Origin of the sequence: Thiothrix nivea DSM 5205, assembly GCF_000260135.1 — a bacterium.
In the GTDB taxonomy this organism is placed as follows: Bacteria; Pseudomonadota; Gammaproteobacteria; order Thiotrichales; family Thiotrichaceae; genus Thiothrix; species Thiothrix nivea.
The window spans coordinates 2,257,743-2,273,093 of the sequence record NZ_JH651384.1 but is presented as its reverse complement, the minus strand read 5'-3'; the positions used below and the strand labels follow the sequence as shown (position 1 = coordinate 2,273,093).

Genomic DNA, 15,351 nt, shown 5'->3' with positions numbered 1-15,351 from the left:
CTAACTCGTCGATTTCTTGCTGCCGGTTGTTTTCTTGGCCGCCGGTTTCTTGGCTGCAGCCTTTTTCGGCGTAGCTTTGGGCTTGGCTTCCTTGGCAGGCTTGTCGGCTGGCTCCCCGTCAGCTTTGGCGGCATCGGCCTTTTTCGCCGCCTTTTTGCTGCTTTTGGCTTCAGCGGCGGCAGTCAGCAGCGTCAGGCATTCTTCCAGCGTGATCTTGTCTGTGTCGCAATCCTTGGGCAGGCGCGCCTGCACCTTGCTGCGCTTGACCACCTGTTGCAGGTATGGCCCCCAGCGGCCTTTGAGGATCTGGATGCCGTTGTCGAATTCGCGGATGATCTTTTCCAGGTCTTTCTGCTTTTTCTCAGCAATCAGTTCCAGCGCCCGTTCCAGGGTGATGGTGTGCGGGTCGTCTTCCTTTTTCAGCGAGGCAAACTGATCGCCGAATTTGACGTAGGGGCCAAAACGCCCGACGTTGGTGCTGATGGCCTTGCCGTCTTCGGTTTCGCCCAGATGGCGCGGCAGCTTGAACAGTTCCAGCGCTTCTTCCAGCGTCACGGTGTCGAGTTTCATGCCGGGGCGCAGGCTGGCGAATTCGGGCTTTTCCTCATCATCGCGCGTGCCAATTTGCACCATTGGCCCGTAGCGGCCCAGACGCACGGAAACTGGCCTGCCGCTTTTCGGGTCGATACCCAGTTCGCGTGACTGGAGCACGTCGCTGCGGTTGACGCTTTCCATCTTTTCGTCGACCAGCTTGTGGAACGGTTGCCAGAAATCGTCCATCACTGGTACCCATGCCTTTTCGCCGCGTGAAATCGCGTCCAGCTGGTCTTCCAGATTGGCGGTGAAATCGTAATCGACGTACTGGGTGAAGTGCTCGGTCAGGAAGCGGTTGACGATGCGCCCGATGTCGGTGGGAGTGAAGCGGCGGCTGTCCAGTTCCACGTATTCGCGCGACAACAGGGTGGAAATGATGCTGGCGTAGGTGGAGGGGCGGCCAATGCCGAATTCTTCCAGCGCCTTGACCAGCGATGCCTCCGAGTAGCGTGGCGGCGGCTCGGTGAAATGCTGTTCGGCGTTGATGTCGTGCAGGGTGACGGTTTCGCCTTCGGTCAGTGGCGGCAGCGGGCTTTCCTTTTCGCTGGCGCGGTCATCCAGCCCTTCTTCGTACACCAGCAGGAAACCGGGGTCGCGGATGGTGGAGCCGGAGGCGCGGAAGAAACTGCCAGCTTCGGCGCTCAGATCTGCCGACACCGTATCCATTGTGGCGAAAATCATCTGGCAGGCGACGGTGCGTTTCCAGATCAGCTCATACAGTTTGAACTGTTCTTCGTTCAGGTATTGCTTGACTTGCTCCGGGGTGCGCAGGGCGGAAGTCGGGCGTACCGCTTCGTGGGCTTCCTGTGCATTCTTGGATTTGGTTTTGTAGAAATTGGGTGTTTCCGGCACTTTGTCCTGGCCGTAGCGTTGGCCGATCAGGTCGCGCAGTTCGGCAATGGCTTCGTTGGCCAGCGTGACCGAGTCGGTACGCATGTAGGTGATCAGGCCGACCGGGCCACCGCTGCCGAGGTCGATACCTTCGTACAGTTGTTGGGCGACCCGCATGGCGCGCTGGGTGGAAAAGCGCAGTTTGCGCACCGCTTCCTGTTGCAGGGTGGAAGTGGTGAACGGCGGCGCGGGGTAACGCTTGCGCTGTTTCTTTTCCACCTTGCTGACCAGCAGTTTGCCGTTGGAGGCTTTCAGCAGACGCCCGCGCACGGCGGTGGCTTGCGCTTCATTATTAATGTCGAACTGGTCGAGTTTGTTGCCGTCCAGGGTGTGCAGACGGGCGGAAAAGGCTTGCGCATCCTTTTCGTTTTGCGCCGTCATCGTCCAGTATTCCTGGGCAACGAAGCGTTCGATTTCCTCCTCGCGCTCCACGATCAGGCGCAGGGCGGGGCTTTGCACGCGCCCGGCGGACAGGCTGGGCTTGATCTTGCGCCACAGTAGCGGGGAAAGGTTGAAGCCGACCAGGTAATCAAGCGCGCGGCGGGCTTGCTGCGCATCCACCAGTTCGTGGGCGAGGTCGCGTGGGTGCTGGATGGCGTCCTGGATGGCGCGTTTGGTGATTTCGTGGAACACTACACGCTGCACATTCTTGCCTTCCAACGCGCCACGTTCTTTCAGCAATTCGTATAAGTGCCAGGAAATGGCTTCGCCTTCCCTGTCCGGGTCAGTTGCCAGATAAAGGTTGTCGGCTTTTTTCAGCGCGCGGGCAATGGCGTCGACATGACGCTGGTTGCGGTCGATGATTTCATAACGCATCGCGTAGCCGTTGTCGGGGTCGACAGCGCCTTCCTTCGGGATTAGGTCGCGTACATGCCCATAAGATGCCAGCACTTCAAAACCGTTACCCAGGTACTTCTGGATGGTTTTTCCCTTTGCCGGAGACTCTACAATTACCAGATTTTCGCTCATTTCTTATGCTTCAAGCGGGAACCGCCTGTATTTCGATTGGTCACAAGGGCGCATTTTATGCTGGTAATTGGGGGGAAAGTAAAGGTTTGTCGTGGCAAAAGCGTAAAAAAGGGCGGTGCTTTTTGTAGGGGCAGACCTCTGTGTCTGCCCAAATCAGGGCGCACACAGGGGTGCACCCCTACAAAAAACAGAGGGTGGAAACATTCAGATAAACAGGCTCACATCCGCTTTTTGCGCTTGTGGCAGGAAGCTGGCAGCGCCAATCCAGCCGCTGATTTCGGGGATGAAATCATCCTTTTCATAGCCGAACAGCTCAACTGTCATTTGGCAAGCGACCAATTTTACATCGGCTTCCACCGACAGTTCGCGCAGTTCCTCGATGGAGGCCACGCCTTTTTGGCTCATGGTCTGTTTCATCAGGCCAGTGGCGGCGTTTTCAAAGCCGGGGATGCCCGCCATCAGCAGGTTAGGAACCGGGATATTGGCCTTGCGTAGCCATTCCGGCCCTATCGGCATTTTCATCGGCATAGCGGGGTTGCCGAGTGGGCTGATTTTCAGATCCAGTTCCTTTTTCAGCAATTCCAGGCCGTAGAAAGTGAAAAACACCGAGACATCCCAACCCAGAGCGGCAGCGGTGGAGGCGAGGATGAAGGGTGGGTAGGCCATGTCCAGCGTGCCCTTGGTGGCGATGATGGTCATGGAGGGGGTATGGTTGGCTTCGCGTTCCGCCATTTTGTGCTCGAAACGTTCGTCGAACCATTGCTCGAATACGCTCTTGTCGAGGCTGGCGGGTGTGGTTTGTGCGGCTGCGGTCATGGATTGCCTCCTTACGCTTTGCGGATCAGGAAAGAAAACTCGCCGTTGCTGTCGTTGGACGACACCAGTTCGTTGCCGGTCTGTTGGCAGAATGCCTGCATGTCTTTGACGGAACCGGGGTCGCTGGCCTGGATTTGCAATGTGTCGCCGGTTTGCAGGCTATTCAGTGCCTTCTTGGTGCGCAGGATCGGTAGCGGGCAGTTGAGGCCGCGGGCGTCGAGGGTTTGGGTTGCTGTGCTCATCGTCTTCTCTCCTGTTTGTGAGGGTTGGGTTATATGACCGGTCGGTCAAGTTTGCAGCCAAAATTTTTTACGGCGGTGTTTCCCCGATACGGATGCCCAGCATGGCGCTGCCCAGCTGGCGCACGATTTGAGGGTCATTATTGGTCTTTGCCATCAACATCAAACCTTCGATGTAGGCAAACATGGCGCTGGCGGTAGTGGCAGTGTCGCAGGGCGGGATGTCGCCGTTACGCACGGCTTCTTCCAGCGTGGCGCGGAGTTCGGTTTCCACCCGGGCGAACATGTCCACGATACCCTTGCGGATGGGTTCGTCCAGCGTGCTGAGTTCCGAGGCAATGTTGCCGTAGGGGCAGCCGAGTGTTTTACCGGTTTGTTCCCGCGTCATTTTCTGGAATTCGTAAATATTTTCTACCCACAGGCTGAGCCGCTGCATGGGGGGCAGTTGCGGCAGGAAGGAACGGGCAAAAATATTGTCTTTCAGCTCGGTGAAATATTCTTCCAACAAGGCCAGCGTCAGTTCCTGCTTGGAGGGGAAGAAATGGTAAAAGCTGCCTTTCTGCACCCCTGCCGTATCGCAGATTTCCTTGACGCCGACATGGCCGTAACTGCGCGCGTAAAACAGGTCGCGGGCGCTTTTGAGCAATCGGTCACGTGTGTTGCTGGTTTGGTTCATAAGCCAATACTAATTGACCGGTCGGTCAATGGCAAGTGCCTTATTTCCCCACTTGCCAAAGTGGTATGGAATAGTGGCCTATACTGGTGAATGAGAACGGCCATCATCCATGCCAGTGCGAGGAGGCGATTATGCTGCGGGCAATCTTTCTGTTATTCCTGACCAGCTTTTTGGGGGCTTGTGTCGAAACCGGGCCGGTTAACCCTTCCCCTCAGACCATGACCGGCACGCCGTTGCAGGTGGCGAATACGGTGGTGCAGGCTATTGATGGTTTGCAGAATGGCGGCGGTGGCTTGCAGCCGTTTACCAGCCTGTTTGATCCGGCGGGTGTGCGTTTCATGCCCTATTACCGGATGGAACCCAGCGATGTCACCCTGACGGCTGATGGGTTTGAAAGTGATTTCATCCCACAGAACCCGCCGCCACGGGTATGGGGAACGCAGGACGGCTCCGGCGACCCGATCAGCCTGAGTACTCGCAACTATTTCAGCAAGTATGTGGCGGATTTCCCTTACCATAACAACGCAACCGTCACGTTGATCAACAGCAATGGCGATTTCCAGTCGCAAGGTAACCTGATCAACAATCTGCTGGCGAGTTTCCCGATGCCGCAGTACCGGATCGTGGAATATCATCAGCCGGGAACTGACCCTGCTTTCGGTGGCCTGGACTGGACTAGCCTGATGGTGATCCTGAAAGATGTGGGCGGTGGCAACCAGTGGACGCTGGTTGGGCTGGCGCATGGGTCGTGGACGATTTAGTCGTCACCAAATCAGACTGCAAGTTTGTGTTTCCGCGTCAGGCCAAGATAGTTGCGCATGTTGCCAATATTGTGGTCAATCTCGTTCTGAATGAACCCTTTAAGTTCGGAGTCTTCTTGCAGCCACTGCTCCGGCCATTGGATACGGTCTGGGGTTAGCCTTTGCTCCTCATTGCCAGACCAGGCAGCGCCAAGTGCTTTCTCGCTGATCTCAAATTCGCCGTTGTCGAAGGGCAGGCCAAAGGCGTTGCGCTTGATGCGTAGGTCTTCACGTATCCCATGCGCCGCGTGTACCAGTGAGCGGTAATGGCAGTAAGGGTTATTGCCACGCTTGTCAAAAAATACGTGCGAAGTCCAGCTACAGCCGCCCCGACACAGTTCCGCGTACTCGCAGCTTTTGCAAAAGCCCCACATATGGTCGGTTCCCTGTTCGGTTCCGGTAGACATGTTGATCTGCATTTTCTCAGCGTTCAGCACGATGTCGCGCAGGCTATGCCGACGGATATTGCCCCCGGCATAGGCATTGGTCGGCAGGGACGGGCAGCCCTTGATGGTGCCATCCGCCTCGATGCCGATCAGCGCCAGCCCGGCTTTGCAGCCACGCCAGAAAGCCCAGTCATTGTCGCTGCCGTAACTGCGCAACAATTTCTCATAAGGGCCGTAATACCCCACATTGTTACCTGGTTGCATGATCAAGCCTTCACGGCGGCCACGCCTGGCCAGATAGGCCAACATGGGGTGCAACACCAGCAGTTCGGCAGGTTGCAACAGCAGCCAAGAATTGTCTGCTGCATTGCCCATCGGCACGGTCATGGCAATTTGCCACCCGCCAACGCCGACTTCCACCAGCTTTTCATAAAACAGCGGGAACTCGGGGGCGGAAAGGCGGTTGGCCTGGCTGTTGGCTGTGATAGGCACGCCAGCATGACGTAAATGCTGCAAGGACTCGAAGGCGAACTTCCACGAACCGGCTTTGCCCCGCTGGGCGTCATGCGAGGCTTCCATACCGTCAATGGAAACCGATACGGAAGCCAGCCCGGCTTGTTTGATCCGCCGGGCCAGTTCCGCAGATATGCCATAGCCGCCTGTGGTCAGTGTGCAGATCATGCCGCAGCGGTTGATTTCGGCAGCAATCTCCAGCCAGTCTTTGCGCAGGAAAGCCTCGCCACCAATCAGGGTGACTTCGCCAATGCCTGCCTCGGCCATTTGCTGCACCAGATCCAGCGCTTCCGCCGTGCTTAGCTCATCCTGCCGTGCTTCCCCCGCCCGTGAGCCACAGTGTTGGCAGGCAAGGTTGCATTTCAGGGTGATTTCCCAGACGGCGTAAGTGCGGCGTTGCCGGAGTTGGGTGCTCATGGGTGGGGTCAGTTCCCTGAAGTCGTGACGTTTTCTGCTGGAACAGCAACAGGTGCACCATAGATCGCCCTGACATCGCCATCCGGCGGAGCGTTATCTTCGGGAGGATAGCCGATAGCGCCGCCATAGACGCCTCTGGCTCCTTCATCCTCGGGAGGAGGTGCGACAGCTCCACCATAAACGCCCCGTGCACCTTCATCTTCCGGCGGGGTGATTTCCCCGATGGGTGCGCCATAGACGCCTCTGACACCTTCATCAGGTGGAGGCGAAGTCTTGCCTCCCAGTTTCTCCAGCAGCTTTGCGATCAGGTTCTGTATGGATGTGAACAGATTGTCTGAGCCTCCCCCAGAAGCTGTGCCTCCGGCATTACGGGAACCACCACAAGACTGCCTGATTTGATTATTGGCGCGGCGCACTGCGCTGCTTTGGTCTCCCTGTGGCTGGCGCGGGAACAGGGAGCTGTTGGAACCATTGATATTCATGGTGGTAACACTCCTTTGTCTGACGATGAATAACCCGCTGAATATATGAAAATTCTTTTTACGCATCCCGGAATGGCAGGATAAACGGTAGGAATTGTTCAACCGGCGAAGTCTCACCACACCATTACAATGAGGGTGCACATTGAATTTACTTGGCGTGGGTGGTAGATGCCACCTGCTTTCCTTTTACAACGTCAAGCGGAAATCATCCACCAAGGCTCCCGGTAAACGGGAGCTTGCCTGTGAGCGGCCACCGTAGCTGCTGGCATCGAATAGGGCTTCAGGTTCTGCCGTCAGTGCCATCAGTTTATCGCCAAAAATATGGTAGAGGCTCTCATCAAAGCGCATCACGCTCAGCGGCGCTACCGGTACGCCGGATTCTACCCATAACGACGCAAAGCGGGTCATGCCGGTCATACGGCAGTGATTGCGGTCAGAGTAATTGCAATACCAGAGATTGCTGATAAAAATCCCCGTGCCCAGCTCGGGCAGGATATTATCCCGCTGCAAACCCCCCCCTGAAATATGCAATGACTGAGGAGCCTCGCTGTCGCAATTAACGGGCAAACCATATTCCTTGGCACTACGCGAATCCGCCAAACATTGCTTATAAACGCCATGCTCAATCAAGGTGACCTGATCAGGCTTGATAAAACCCGCATCCGTAAAGCGTGGGGTCAGGCCAGCGCGATGATTTTCGATAAGGCTTACTTTGGGGTTTAAAGTCATGCCCGCTTCAATCATTTTCAGTAATGGCGTCTGGGCAGTACGATGCGACTTCAGGCTAAAACCACCCCAACTGAGCAAATTGGTCAGTTCCTGCATCGCACTTGGCGTGATAAAAACGCGATAATTTCCGGGGCGGATGCTACGTGGCGGTTTTGCCAGTAACGGTAGGGTTTGGCGGGCATAGTCGAGTTCTTTGCGCACATGCTCCGCATCCCACTGAAAGCCCGCATGGTTTTGCTTGATGGCCTTGTCTTCTTGGGAATAGATGCTCCAGTCAACATTGAAATTGTAATTCACATGCCAGTTGAACTGCCCCAGGGAATTGGCAAAGCCACGCGAGACTTCACCACTGGCCCACAGACCCACCAAATCCAACCCTTTGGCTGCCGCCATCACCTCTTCAAGCGCCGCATCTGCCACCGGCAAGCGATTTTCCGCCACGTCATGGGTGTTGTGTATGGCAGTGGCATAATTCAGGTAAGGGTCTTCTGGCAGGAAAGGCAGTTGCTGACGCAATTGCACAAGCATTGCCCCGGCGAATGCAACATCGGTTTCAAGAGCAACCGCCAGATCAAACGAAGCCCCGTTCTGGCGCTGATCGGCAATCAGCGTCATGGCCAGGGTTTGCTGGGCAACATGACCGGCCTGACGTATGCGATTTTTATTCAAGCGAACAAAATCCGACTGTTCGCCCGCAAAATTCAGCAGGAGCGCTTCATGAGGTTTTAACAGGGCAAAGATTTTTTCACTCAGCTCGCGGAAGTAGTTCTGCATCTCAGTCGCCCCCGAAGATTTCGACGTTGTTAAAGACGCACGCCGGGGAGGCATGTCCCACATGGATTAATTGATTGGGTTCGCCTTTGCCGCAGTTGGGTGTGCCCCATACTTCAAACGTGGATGCGTTGCCAACAGCGGCGAGGTTGCGCCAGAAATTTGCGGAAATGCCCCGGTAGTTCGGGTTTTTTACCAGCCCCTTGATTTCACCATCCTCGATGATGCGCCCCAGTTCACAGCCAAACTGGAATTTGTTACGGCTGTCATCAATCGACCAGGAACGGTTGGCGTCCATCAGCACGCCATGTTCGATGGAGCTGACCAGCTCATCCAGTGTTTGCTTGCCCGGCTCCAGATTCAGGTTGGCCATGCGGTCGATGGGTGGCCGGTTCCAGCTGCTGGCGCGGGCGTTGGCGACACCCGGCAGCTCACTGCGCGTTTGGGATAATGCGCCACCCAGTAAGCGTTCCAGAATGCCGTTGCGGATCAGGTATGTCCGCTCTGTCGGCGTGCCTTCGTCATCAAAGCCATAGCTGGCCAGTTCCGTCGGTAAGCTGGGGTCGAATGTGATGTTCAGCAGCGCCGAACCGTATTGGTAATGACCACACATGTCCGGGCGGACAAAACTGGTTCCCGCATAATTGCGCTCATCACCCAGAATCCGGTCTAGCTCCAGCGGATGGCCGATGCTCTCATGGATTTGCAACATCATCTGGCTGGGCAGCAGCAACAGGGAGGCGGTGGTGCTTGGGCAGTCCGGCGCATCGAGCAGGGCAATAGCCTCTTCCGCCACCTGCTGCGCGCCCTCCGGAAAGTGTTGCGCCGCCAGTTGCTCCAGCCCACCCTGACGGGCCGTCCCCGACCCGCCACCGGTGCGGTATTGGGTTTGGTTGCCTTTGTTCGCGACAGCCTCGAAGCCCGACATGACATGATGGAATTCCTGCCTGATCTCTATGCCATCGCTAGTTATCAGCAGGGACTGGATGTCGCGGTGGCCTAATGACGCCTGCCAGTCAACAATGCGCTCATCAATATTCAGGGCGCGGTTAACGTCCTGCAACAAGGCAATCTTGTCGCCGATGTGGGTGGATTGCCAGGGTTGCGCCACTGGGGACTGGTAGTGGCCGGATTGCTGCGGCCTTGGAATAGTGGCGGCTGGCAGAATGCCGTGCTTTGCGCTGAGCCGCGCCCAGAGCAGGGCGCGTTCCAAAGCGCGGGCGAAGCCATTACGGCTCAAGTCACTGGTGGCGGCATAGGCAGACCCGTCGCCGTCGATCAAGGTGATGTGAGCACCAAGTTCCTGGCCAATGTGCGGTGGTTGCACGATATTTTCCCGCACACTGAGGTATTCAGATTGCTCCAGCACCAGACGTAACGACCAGAAATCTACCTTGGGTGCGATTTGTTTGAAGGTGTTGATGATGGTTTGAAAGTTCATCATGACTTAAATGCCTGTAGTTTCAGGGAAACAGCATAGCATGAATGTCATGTTTATTCTGATTGATGCTGTTTACAACATCCTGGCAAATGCCTTTTCAAGTTCGTGCGGGTCTTGCCGGAACAGCGTATACATCTGTGCGGAAAAGTCATCAGGCAAAACGTAGGTTTCTCCCTTACTGAAGGCTTCCAATGTATTGGCGGCTATCTGGGCGGGGCTGGCCTTGGCTGTTTCCCAACCTGCCGTCATGCGGGTATCCACCGGGCCGGGGTAGACGCCGACGACCTGTATGTCTGATCCCGCCAGTTCCGCCCGCAAGCCCTGGGTGTATGAGTGCAGCGCCGCCTTGCTGATCGAATACGGCGCCACGGAAGGGAAATGACTGATCCCGGCGATGGAGGAGACGTTGAAGATGGCGGCCTGCTTGGACTGCCGTAATAGCGGCAACAGCGCCAAGGTGAGTCGCATGGGGCCGAAGAAGTTGGTTTCCATTTCCCGCCAGGCGGTTTCCAACGTGTTGGCGGAAGACAGGTTGCCGGGCGGGCAATGGCGCGGGCTTTGGCATCAGCGGGCCAGCCTTTGCCGTGTAGGTGGTTTTCCGAGAGATATTCCAGTATTGCCAGCGTATCCCACACGGTCAGATCGGTCATTGTGGAACTCCTTCTTGGGTGCAGAAGCGCGCTGAGGCGGAGCATGGATAGTCTCCAGACGAGAAGCAGTGTAAATTGTTTGCAAAGAAAGTTTATGACCTATCGGGACTAGACACGTAAATCCATTGATTCGAATGCAGCAGAGGTGATAGTCAAATGTTTAAATTCATACATGCAGCCGATATTCACCTGGACAGCCCGTTACGAGGCTTATCCCGGCATGAGTCAGCCCCGGTAGAGGCTATTCGTGGTGCTTGCCGAAAAGCATTTGAGAATCTTGTCGACCGGGCTATCGAAGAAAAAGTCTCTTTTGTTTTATTGGCAGGTGATATTTACGATGGCGATTGGAAGGATTACAGCACGGGAATATTCCTCAGCCATCAGGTTGGGCGGCTTGGCAAACACAATATCAAGGTGTTTGCTGTGGCTGGCAACCATGACGCGGCCAACCGGATGACCAAAGCGCTGGATAGTCCGGCCAACATGCAGATCCTGTCATCCCGTCGAGCAGAAACCGTTAAGCTGGATGATTTGGAACTCGCCATTCATGGGCGTAGTTTTGGTACGCAACATATTCATGACAATCTGGCGAGTGGCTTTCCTGACGCTGAAAAAGGTCTGTTCAATATTGGTTTGCTCCACACCAGCTTGGATGGGCGTGAAGGGCACGCCCCTTATGCACCTTGCAGCGTCGATGACCTTTGTGTAAAAGGCTACCATTATTGGGCATTGGGTCATGTCCATCAGCAGGAATTCGTATTACGCGACCCGTGGATTGTCTTTCCCGGTTGTATTCAAGGGCGTCATAGCCGTGAGACGGGCGCAAAAGGCTGTGTGTTGGTAACGGTTGAAGATGGCAGCATCAGTGAGGTGGAAACTGTCCCGCTGGATGTGGTGCGCTGGGCAAATTGCCGCATTGGCTTGCATGATATGGCCGATATGCCCGCTATTATGGCGTGCATCCGCAGTGCTATTGCCGACGAATTGGCTTCAGCAGAAGGGCGTATCGTCGCCATGCGCATCCGCCTGGAGGGGGCAAGTCATTTGGCCGATAGATTATCTGCTTACCCGGAACAACTGGAACAGCAAATCAAGGCATTGGGGGCCGAACTGGCTGGCGATGATGTATGGATAGAGCGGGTTGAGAATGCCGTCACTGGAAAACTGGATATGGCTACTGCCTTGGCTGATGACGGGGTATTGAAAGACTTGCTCGGTACTATATTGGCAATACCCGATCACCCTGATGAAATTGAAGGTCTTCAGGATATTATCACGGAACTGAGACAAAAACTCCCCAGCGAAGTATTGGAGCTTGAAACGCCCCTGGATATGAATAACGGACAAGTTACCGGACGCTTGATCAACGAAGCCAAACATATGTTGATTGGCAGGTTGTTGACGGTGGGGGGAATACAATGAGGATTGAGCGTCTTGATTTAATGGCTTACGGGGCATTTACGGATACCTGCCTGGATTTGTCCGCCGGTGCGGCGGGGCTGCATCTGATTTATGGCGACAACGAAGCGGGTAAGAGCACATCACTGCGTGCCATTATTGCCTGGCTATTCGGGATTCCTGCCCGCACGACGGATAATTACCTGCATACGCACACCCAACTCCGTATTGGTGGGAAGCTCAGCTTATCAAATGGTGGGATGCTTGAGTTCATAAGGCGAAAAGGTTCCAAAGGCACGCTTCTGGGCATCGACGGTAATGACACCTTGGCAGATGACATTTTGTTGCCGTTTTTGCCGGAAGGTCTGGATGAAACCTTATTCAAGACAATGTATGGGATTGATCATGCCAGACTGGAGGAAGGGGGTAAGGAGCTGCTCAACCAGTCGGGAGACGTGGGTCAAGCTTTGTTTAGCGCCGCCCTTGGTATTGGTAGCCCCCGTGCCGTACTGGCTGGTTTACAGGCTGAAGCGGATGAACTCTTCAAGTCGCGTGCTTCGACCAAACGGGTCAATCAGGCTGTTGCTGATTTCCGGGATGCCAAAAAGCGAGTGAAAGAATTCAGTTTGCCGGTGACGGAATGGAACTACCTGAAAACCGAACTTGCAGATACGCTGGGGCATATCCGGCAAGTTGAGGAACAGATCCACGCCAAAAACAAGGAAAAAAGCCGTCTGGAGCGCTTGAACCGTGTCAAGGGTACATTGGCCGAACGCCGCGCTACCCTCAACCAGTTAAAGGACGCTGAGAATGTCTTGCTGCTGCCTGAAAATTTTGAGGAGCAATGCAAAACGGTTAACAACAGATTGCAGGTGGCCCGTGAAACCCGGGAAAAAGCAGCCGCCAAACTAACGGTGTTGCAGGAGGAAATCCGCTCTTTGGATGTGCGTGACGAATTGCTTGCCAGGGAGGCGGAGATACTGGACATCTACAAAAATCTGGGGGCGGTCGAAACCGCCATTCAGGACAGGCCAGGCCAGGATGGGCAGCGCCGTTTATTGCGTAACGAGGCAAGCAATTTGCTCAAAGCGGTACGCTCCGACATTGGCATTGATGACGCCGATAATCTTTTACGCCCCCTCCTCAAGAAAAAGAATTGGGTGGCGGATTTGGCCAAAAAACATGGGCTGCTAATCCAGCGAATGGAAACGGCCAACCGGAACCGTCAGAATGCGGAAGATGATAAGCAGGCTAACCTTGTGCAATTGGCTGGGCAACATCCGCGCCCCACCCTGGAGGTTGGGGCGTTGAAAACAGCCGTGGCGACCACGCGCAAATCAGGGGATATTGAGGGCAGGTTATCGGAAGCACGCCAGCGGGCTGCTGACAGCAAGGCCACTGCCGACAATGCGTTCCACCGGCTGGGGCGCTTTACCGGGACGGTTGAAACACTGTTGCACACAGCGATGCCTGTCCCTGAAACGCTGGATCATTTTGAAAAGCAGCTTCAGGAAATCACCGAAAACATCCGGGATTATTCCCGCCAATACAAGGAACTGGAGGCAGAAAAAGCGCAAGCCGCGCATGATCTGGATGCGCTATTACTGAAAAGCGATGCGCCTACCTTGGCACAACTGCAAGAATCCCGTGCTTCACGGAATCAACTGTGGCATAGCATTAAACAGCACTATATTGATGGCGATACCCGGGCTGATTCTGATTGGCACGCGGCGGGTGCGGAAATCCCCATACTGTATGAACAGCAGGTTGACGATGCAGACCACCTGGCAGACAGGTTACGCCTGGAAGCGGATCAGGTAGTCAAGCGTGCAGAACTTGAAGCCAAGGGGCAAATGCTGGATTCACGCCTTGCCCAATTGCTGACAAGGCTGGATCAGGCAAATACCTTGCGGCAGCACACACAACAGGCATGGGAAAATACCTGGTCACCATTGGGCATAGAGGCAGGGACACCCCGTGAAATGAAACAATGGGCCGCCCGGCTGGAAAGCTTATTATCCAGCTTCCAGTCAGCCAATGCCATGAATGAGGGTGCAACAAACCTCGCCAGAGAGTATGAAGCCCACCGACAAGCTATCTCAACCCAAATCGCCACATTTACTTCCGCAGCGGAGCTACAGGGCATGGGGCTTGAGGCTTTGCTTGAAATGTGTGAGCAACGGCTTGCCCAGGAAGAACAGATGCTCAATCAGGAAAAGGAACTAAGGCAGGCATTACAGGATACTGAAAGCCGTATCAGTAAGGCGAAAGAAAGCATTAAGCTGGTTGAGGATGACTTGGCTGTCTGGGTTCAGGAATGGAATCAGGCTATAGAGGGTTTAGGCGTGAAACCTGATGCCCACCCTGAATACGCAGTCGAAACCTTGGAACAATTAGTGATGTTTTTTGACAAGTTAGATGCCTCAGAGGAAAAACGGCGGCGCATCTATGGCATTGATAAGGTAAAGGAAGAATTTGATAAAAAAGTATTTACCTTCGTTGATGGCATCACGTTTGGACACTATGGGCAAGGTGCAAGTATTATCGCTGAACAGCTTCACCAAAACTTGAATGAAGCGCGCGAAGCAAGGGCTAAACTGGAAAAAATAAAAGATGCAGAAAAGGCGGAAAAGGCTATTTTTCGGGATGCTGACATTAGCTTTTCAACCGCCAGTGAACAGCTCTCCGCCCTGAAGAAACAGGCAAATGTTGCAGATGATGTCGCATTGGTCAAGGCAGGAGAGGAATCCAGAAGAAAACGTGGGTTACAACAAAAACTGGAAGCGCTTGAACAGGAGCTTACCCGCAACGGCGATGGCTTGACGATTGAAGCATTGGAACAAGAGGCTGATAGCTCTGATATTGATGCAGTAGAAGGCGGGATACAGCAGGTTTCGATAGATTTGAGCGAGTTATTGAAACAACGTGATGAATGGCGTGATCAACGCCAAACCCTGCAAAACGGAATTGATGCCAAAGATGGTAACGCTGCCGCCGCTAATGCTGCTGAAGAGGCAGAACAACATCTTGCCAGTATTGCTGCCGGGGCTGAGCAATACCTGCGCTTAAAAATTGCAGCACTGATTCTTGGCCAACAAATTGAAGCCTATCGGAAACAAAACCAGGCTCCGGTGTTGGCCAGGGCGGGCAGTCTCTTTGCTAGGCTAACGTTGGGGTCTTATGCAGGTTTGCGGGACGAATTAGGTGATGGTGACAAACCGATATTGCTGGGCGTGCGCCCAGATAATACCGAAGTATTGGTCGACAAGATGAGTGATGGGACTCGCACCCAGCTTTACCTGTCACTTCGTCTGGCTACGCTTGAACAGCACTTGCGCAATGGTGAGCCGGTACCTTTTGTGGTGGATGATATTCTTATCAATTTTGATGACCGCCGTACCAAGGCAAGCCTTGAAGTTCTCGCTGAGGTGGCGGAAAAAACCCAGGTGCTACTTTTTACCCATCATCGGCGGGTGATTGATTTAGCGGCCACCATTACAGCTCGGGCGGGCATTTATACCCATGAGTTAGGGTATGGGAACCGTACTGAAATTGCCGTATTGTGAGGCGAGGTTTGGC

At 54.7% G+C, this 15,351-nt stretch carries 12 protein-coding genes; 3 read left to right on the top strand and 9 right to left on the bottom strand.

Annotation, left to right across the window (positions count from 1 at the left end):
• From THINI_RS11390 to THINI_RS11375, 4 genes are all read right to left on the bottom strand, one after another.
• Window positions 1–2,454 carry a DNA topoisomerase I gene (locus tag THINI_RS11390; protein ID WP_002708740.1) on the bottom strand — a complete coding sequence of 818 codons (2,454 nt, stop codon included), beginning with the start codon at window positions 2,452–2,454 and terminating at the stop codon, window positions 1–3.
• Window positions 2,455–2,658: 204 nt separating this feature from the next.
• The gene (gene dsrE2 / locus THINI_RS11385) at window positions 2,659–3,270 is read right to left on the bottom strand and encodes a sulfur carrier protein DsrE2 (RefSeq protein ID WP_002708739.1); all 612 of its coding nucleotides are present in this window, start codon (window positions 3,268–3,270) and stop codon (window positions 2,659–2,661) included.
• A gap of 11 nt (window positions 3,271–3,281) precedes the next feature.
• Window positions 3,282–3,512, bottom strand: a complete 231-nt coding sequence (locus THINI_RS11380) for a sulfurtransferase TusA family protein (RefSeq protein ID WP_002708738.1) — start codon at window positions 3,510–3,512, stop codon at window positions 3,282–3,284.
• A gap of 67 nt (window positions 3,513–3,579) precedes the next feature.
• Complete coding sequence (locus tag THINI_RS11375; RefSeq protein WP_002708737.1) at window positions 3,580–4,185, bottom strand: TetR/AcrR family transcriptional regulator; 606 nt, start codon at window positions 4,183–4,185, stop codon at window positions 3,580–3,582.
• A 131-nt stretch (window positions 4,186–4,316) separates the two neighbouring features.
• Here THINI_RS11375 and THINI_RS11370 point away from each other — a divergent pair, with 131 nt between their 5' ends.
• On the top strand, window positions 4,317–4,946 hold the full coding sequence (locus tag THINI_RS11370; protein ID WP_002708736.1) for a hypothetical protein: 630 nt from the start codon (window positions 4,317–4,319) through the stop codon (window positions 4,944–4,946).
• 11 nt (window positions 4,947–4,957) lie between these two features.
• Here THINI_RS11370 and THINI_RS11365 read toward each other — a convergent pair whose 3' ends face one another.
• From THINI_RS11365 to THINI_RS11345, 5 genes are all read right to left on the bottom strand, one after another.
• Window positions 4,958–6,301, bottom strand: a complete 1,344-nt coding sequence (locus THINI_RS11365; RefSeq protein ID WP_002708735.1) for a radical SAM/SPASM domain-containing protein — start codon at window positions 6,299–6,301, stop codon at window positions 4,958–4,960.
• 8 nt (window positions 6,302–6,309) lie between these two features.
• Window positions 6,310–6,783, bottom strand: coding sequence for a hypothetical protein (locus THINI_RS11360; RefSeq protein ID WP_002708734.1), 474 nt, complete (start codon window positions 6,781–6,783; stop codon window positions 6,310–6,312).
• A 186-nt stretch (window positions 6,784–6,969) separates the two neighbouring features.
• Window positions 6,970–8,286 (bottom strand): metallopeptidase TldD-related protein, encoded by a 1,317-nt coding sequence (locus THINI_RS11355; RefSeq protein WP_002708733.1) that lies wholly within the window; start codon window positions 8,284–8,286, stop codon window positions 6,970–6,972.
• A gap of 1 nt (window position 8,287) precedes the next feature.
• The gene (locus THINI_RS11350; RefSeq protein WP_002708732.1) at window positions 8,288–9,727 is read right to left on the bottom strand and encodes a TldD/PmbA family protein; all 1,440 of its coding nucleotides are present in this window, start codon (window positions 9,725–9,727) and stop codon (window positions 8,288–8,290) included.
• Between the two features lie 69 nt (window positions 9,728–9,796).
• Window positions 9,797–10,237, bottom strand: coding sequence for an SDR family NAD(P)-dependent oxidoreductase (locus THINI_RS11345; RefSeq protein ID WP_281054674.1), 441 nt, complete (start codon window positions 10,235–10,237; stop codon window positions 9,797–9,799).
• Between the two features lie 293 nt (window positions 10,238–10,530).
• Here THINI_RS11345 and THINI_RS11340 point away from each other — a divergent pair, with 293 nt between their 5' ends.
• Window positions 10,531–11,796 (top strand): metallophosphoesterase family protein, encoded by a 1,266-nt coding sequence (locus THINI_RS11340; protein WP_002708731.1) that lies wholly within the window; start codon window positions 10,531–10,533, stop codon window positions 11,794–11,796.
• Window positions 11,793–15,338, top strand: a complete 3,546-nt coding sequence (locus THINI_RS11335) for a YhaN family protein (RefSeq protein ID WP_002708730.1) — start codon at window positions 11,793–11,795, stop codon at window positions 15,336–15,338. Before THINI_RS11340 ends, THINI_RS11335 begins: the two co-directional genes overlap by 4 nt.
• The last annotated feature ends 13 nt before the right edge of the window (window positions 15,339–15,351 follow it).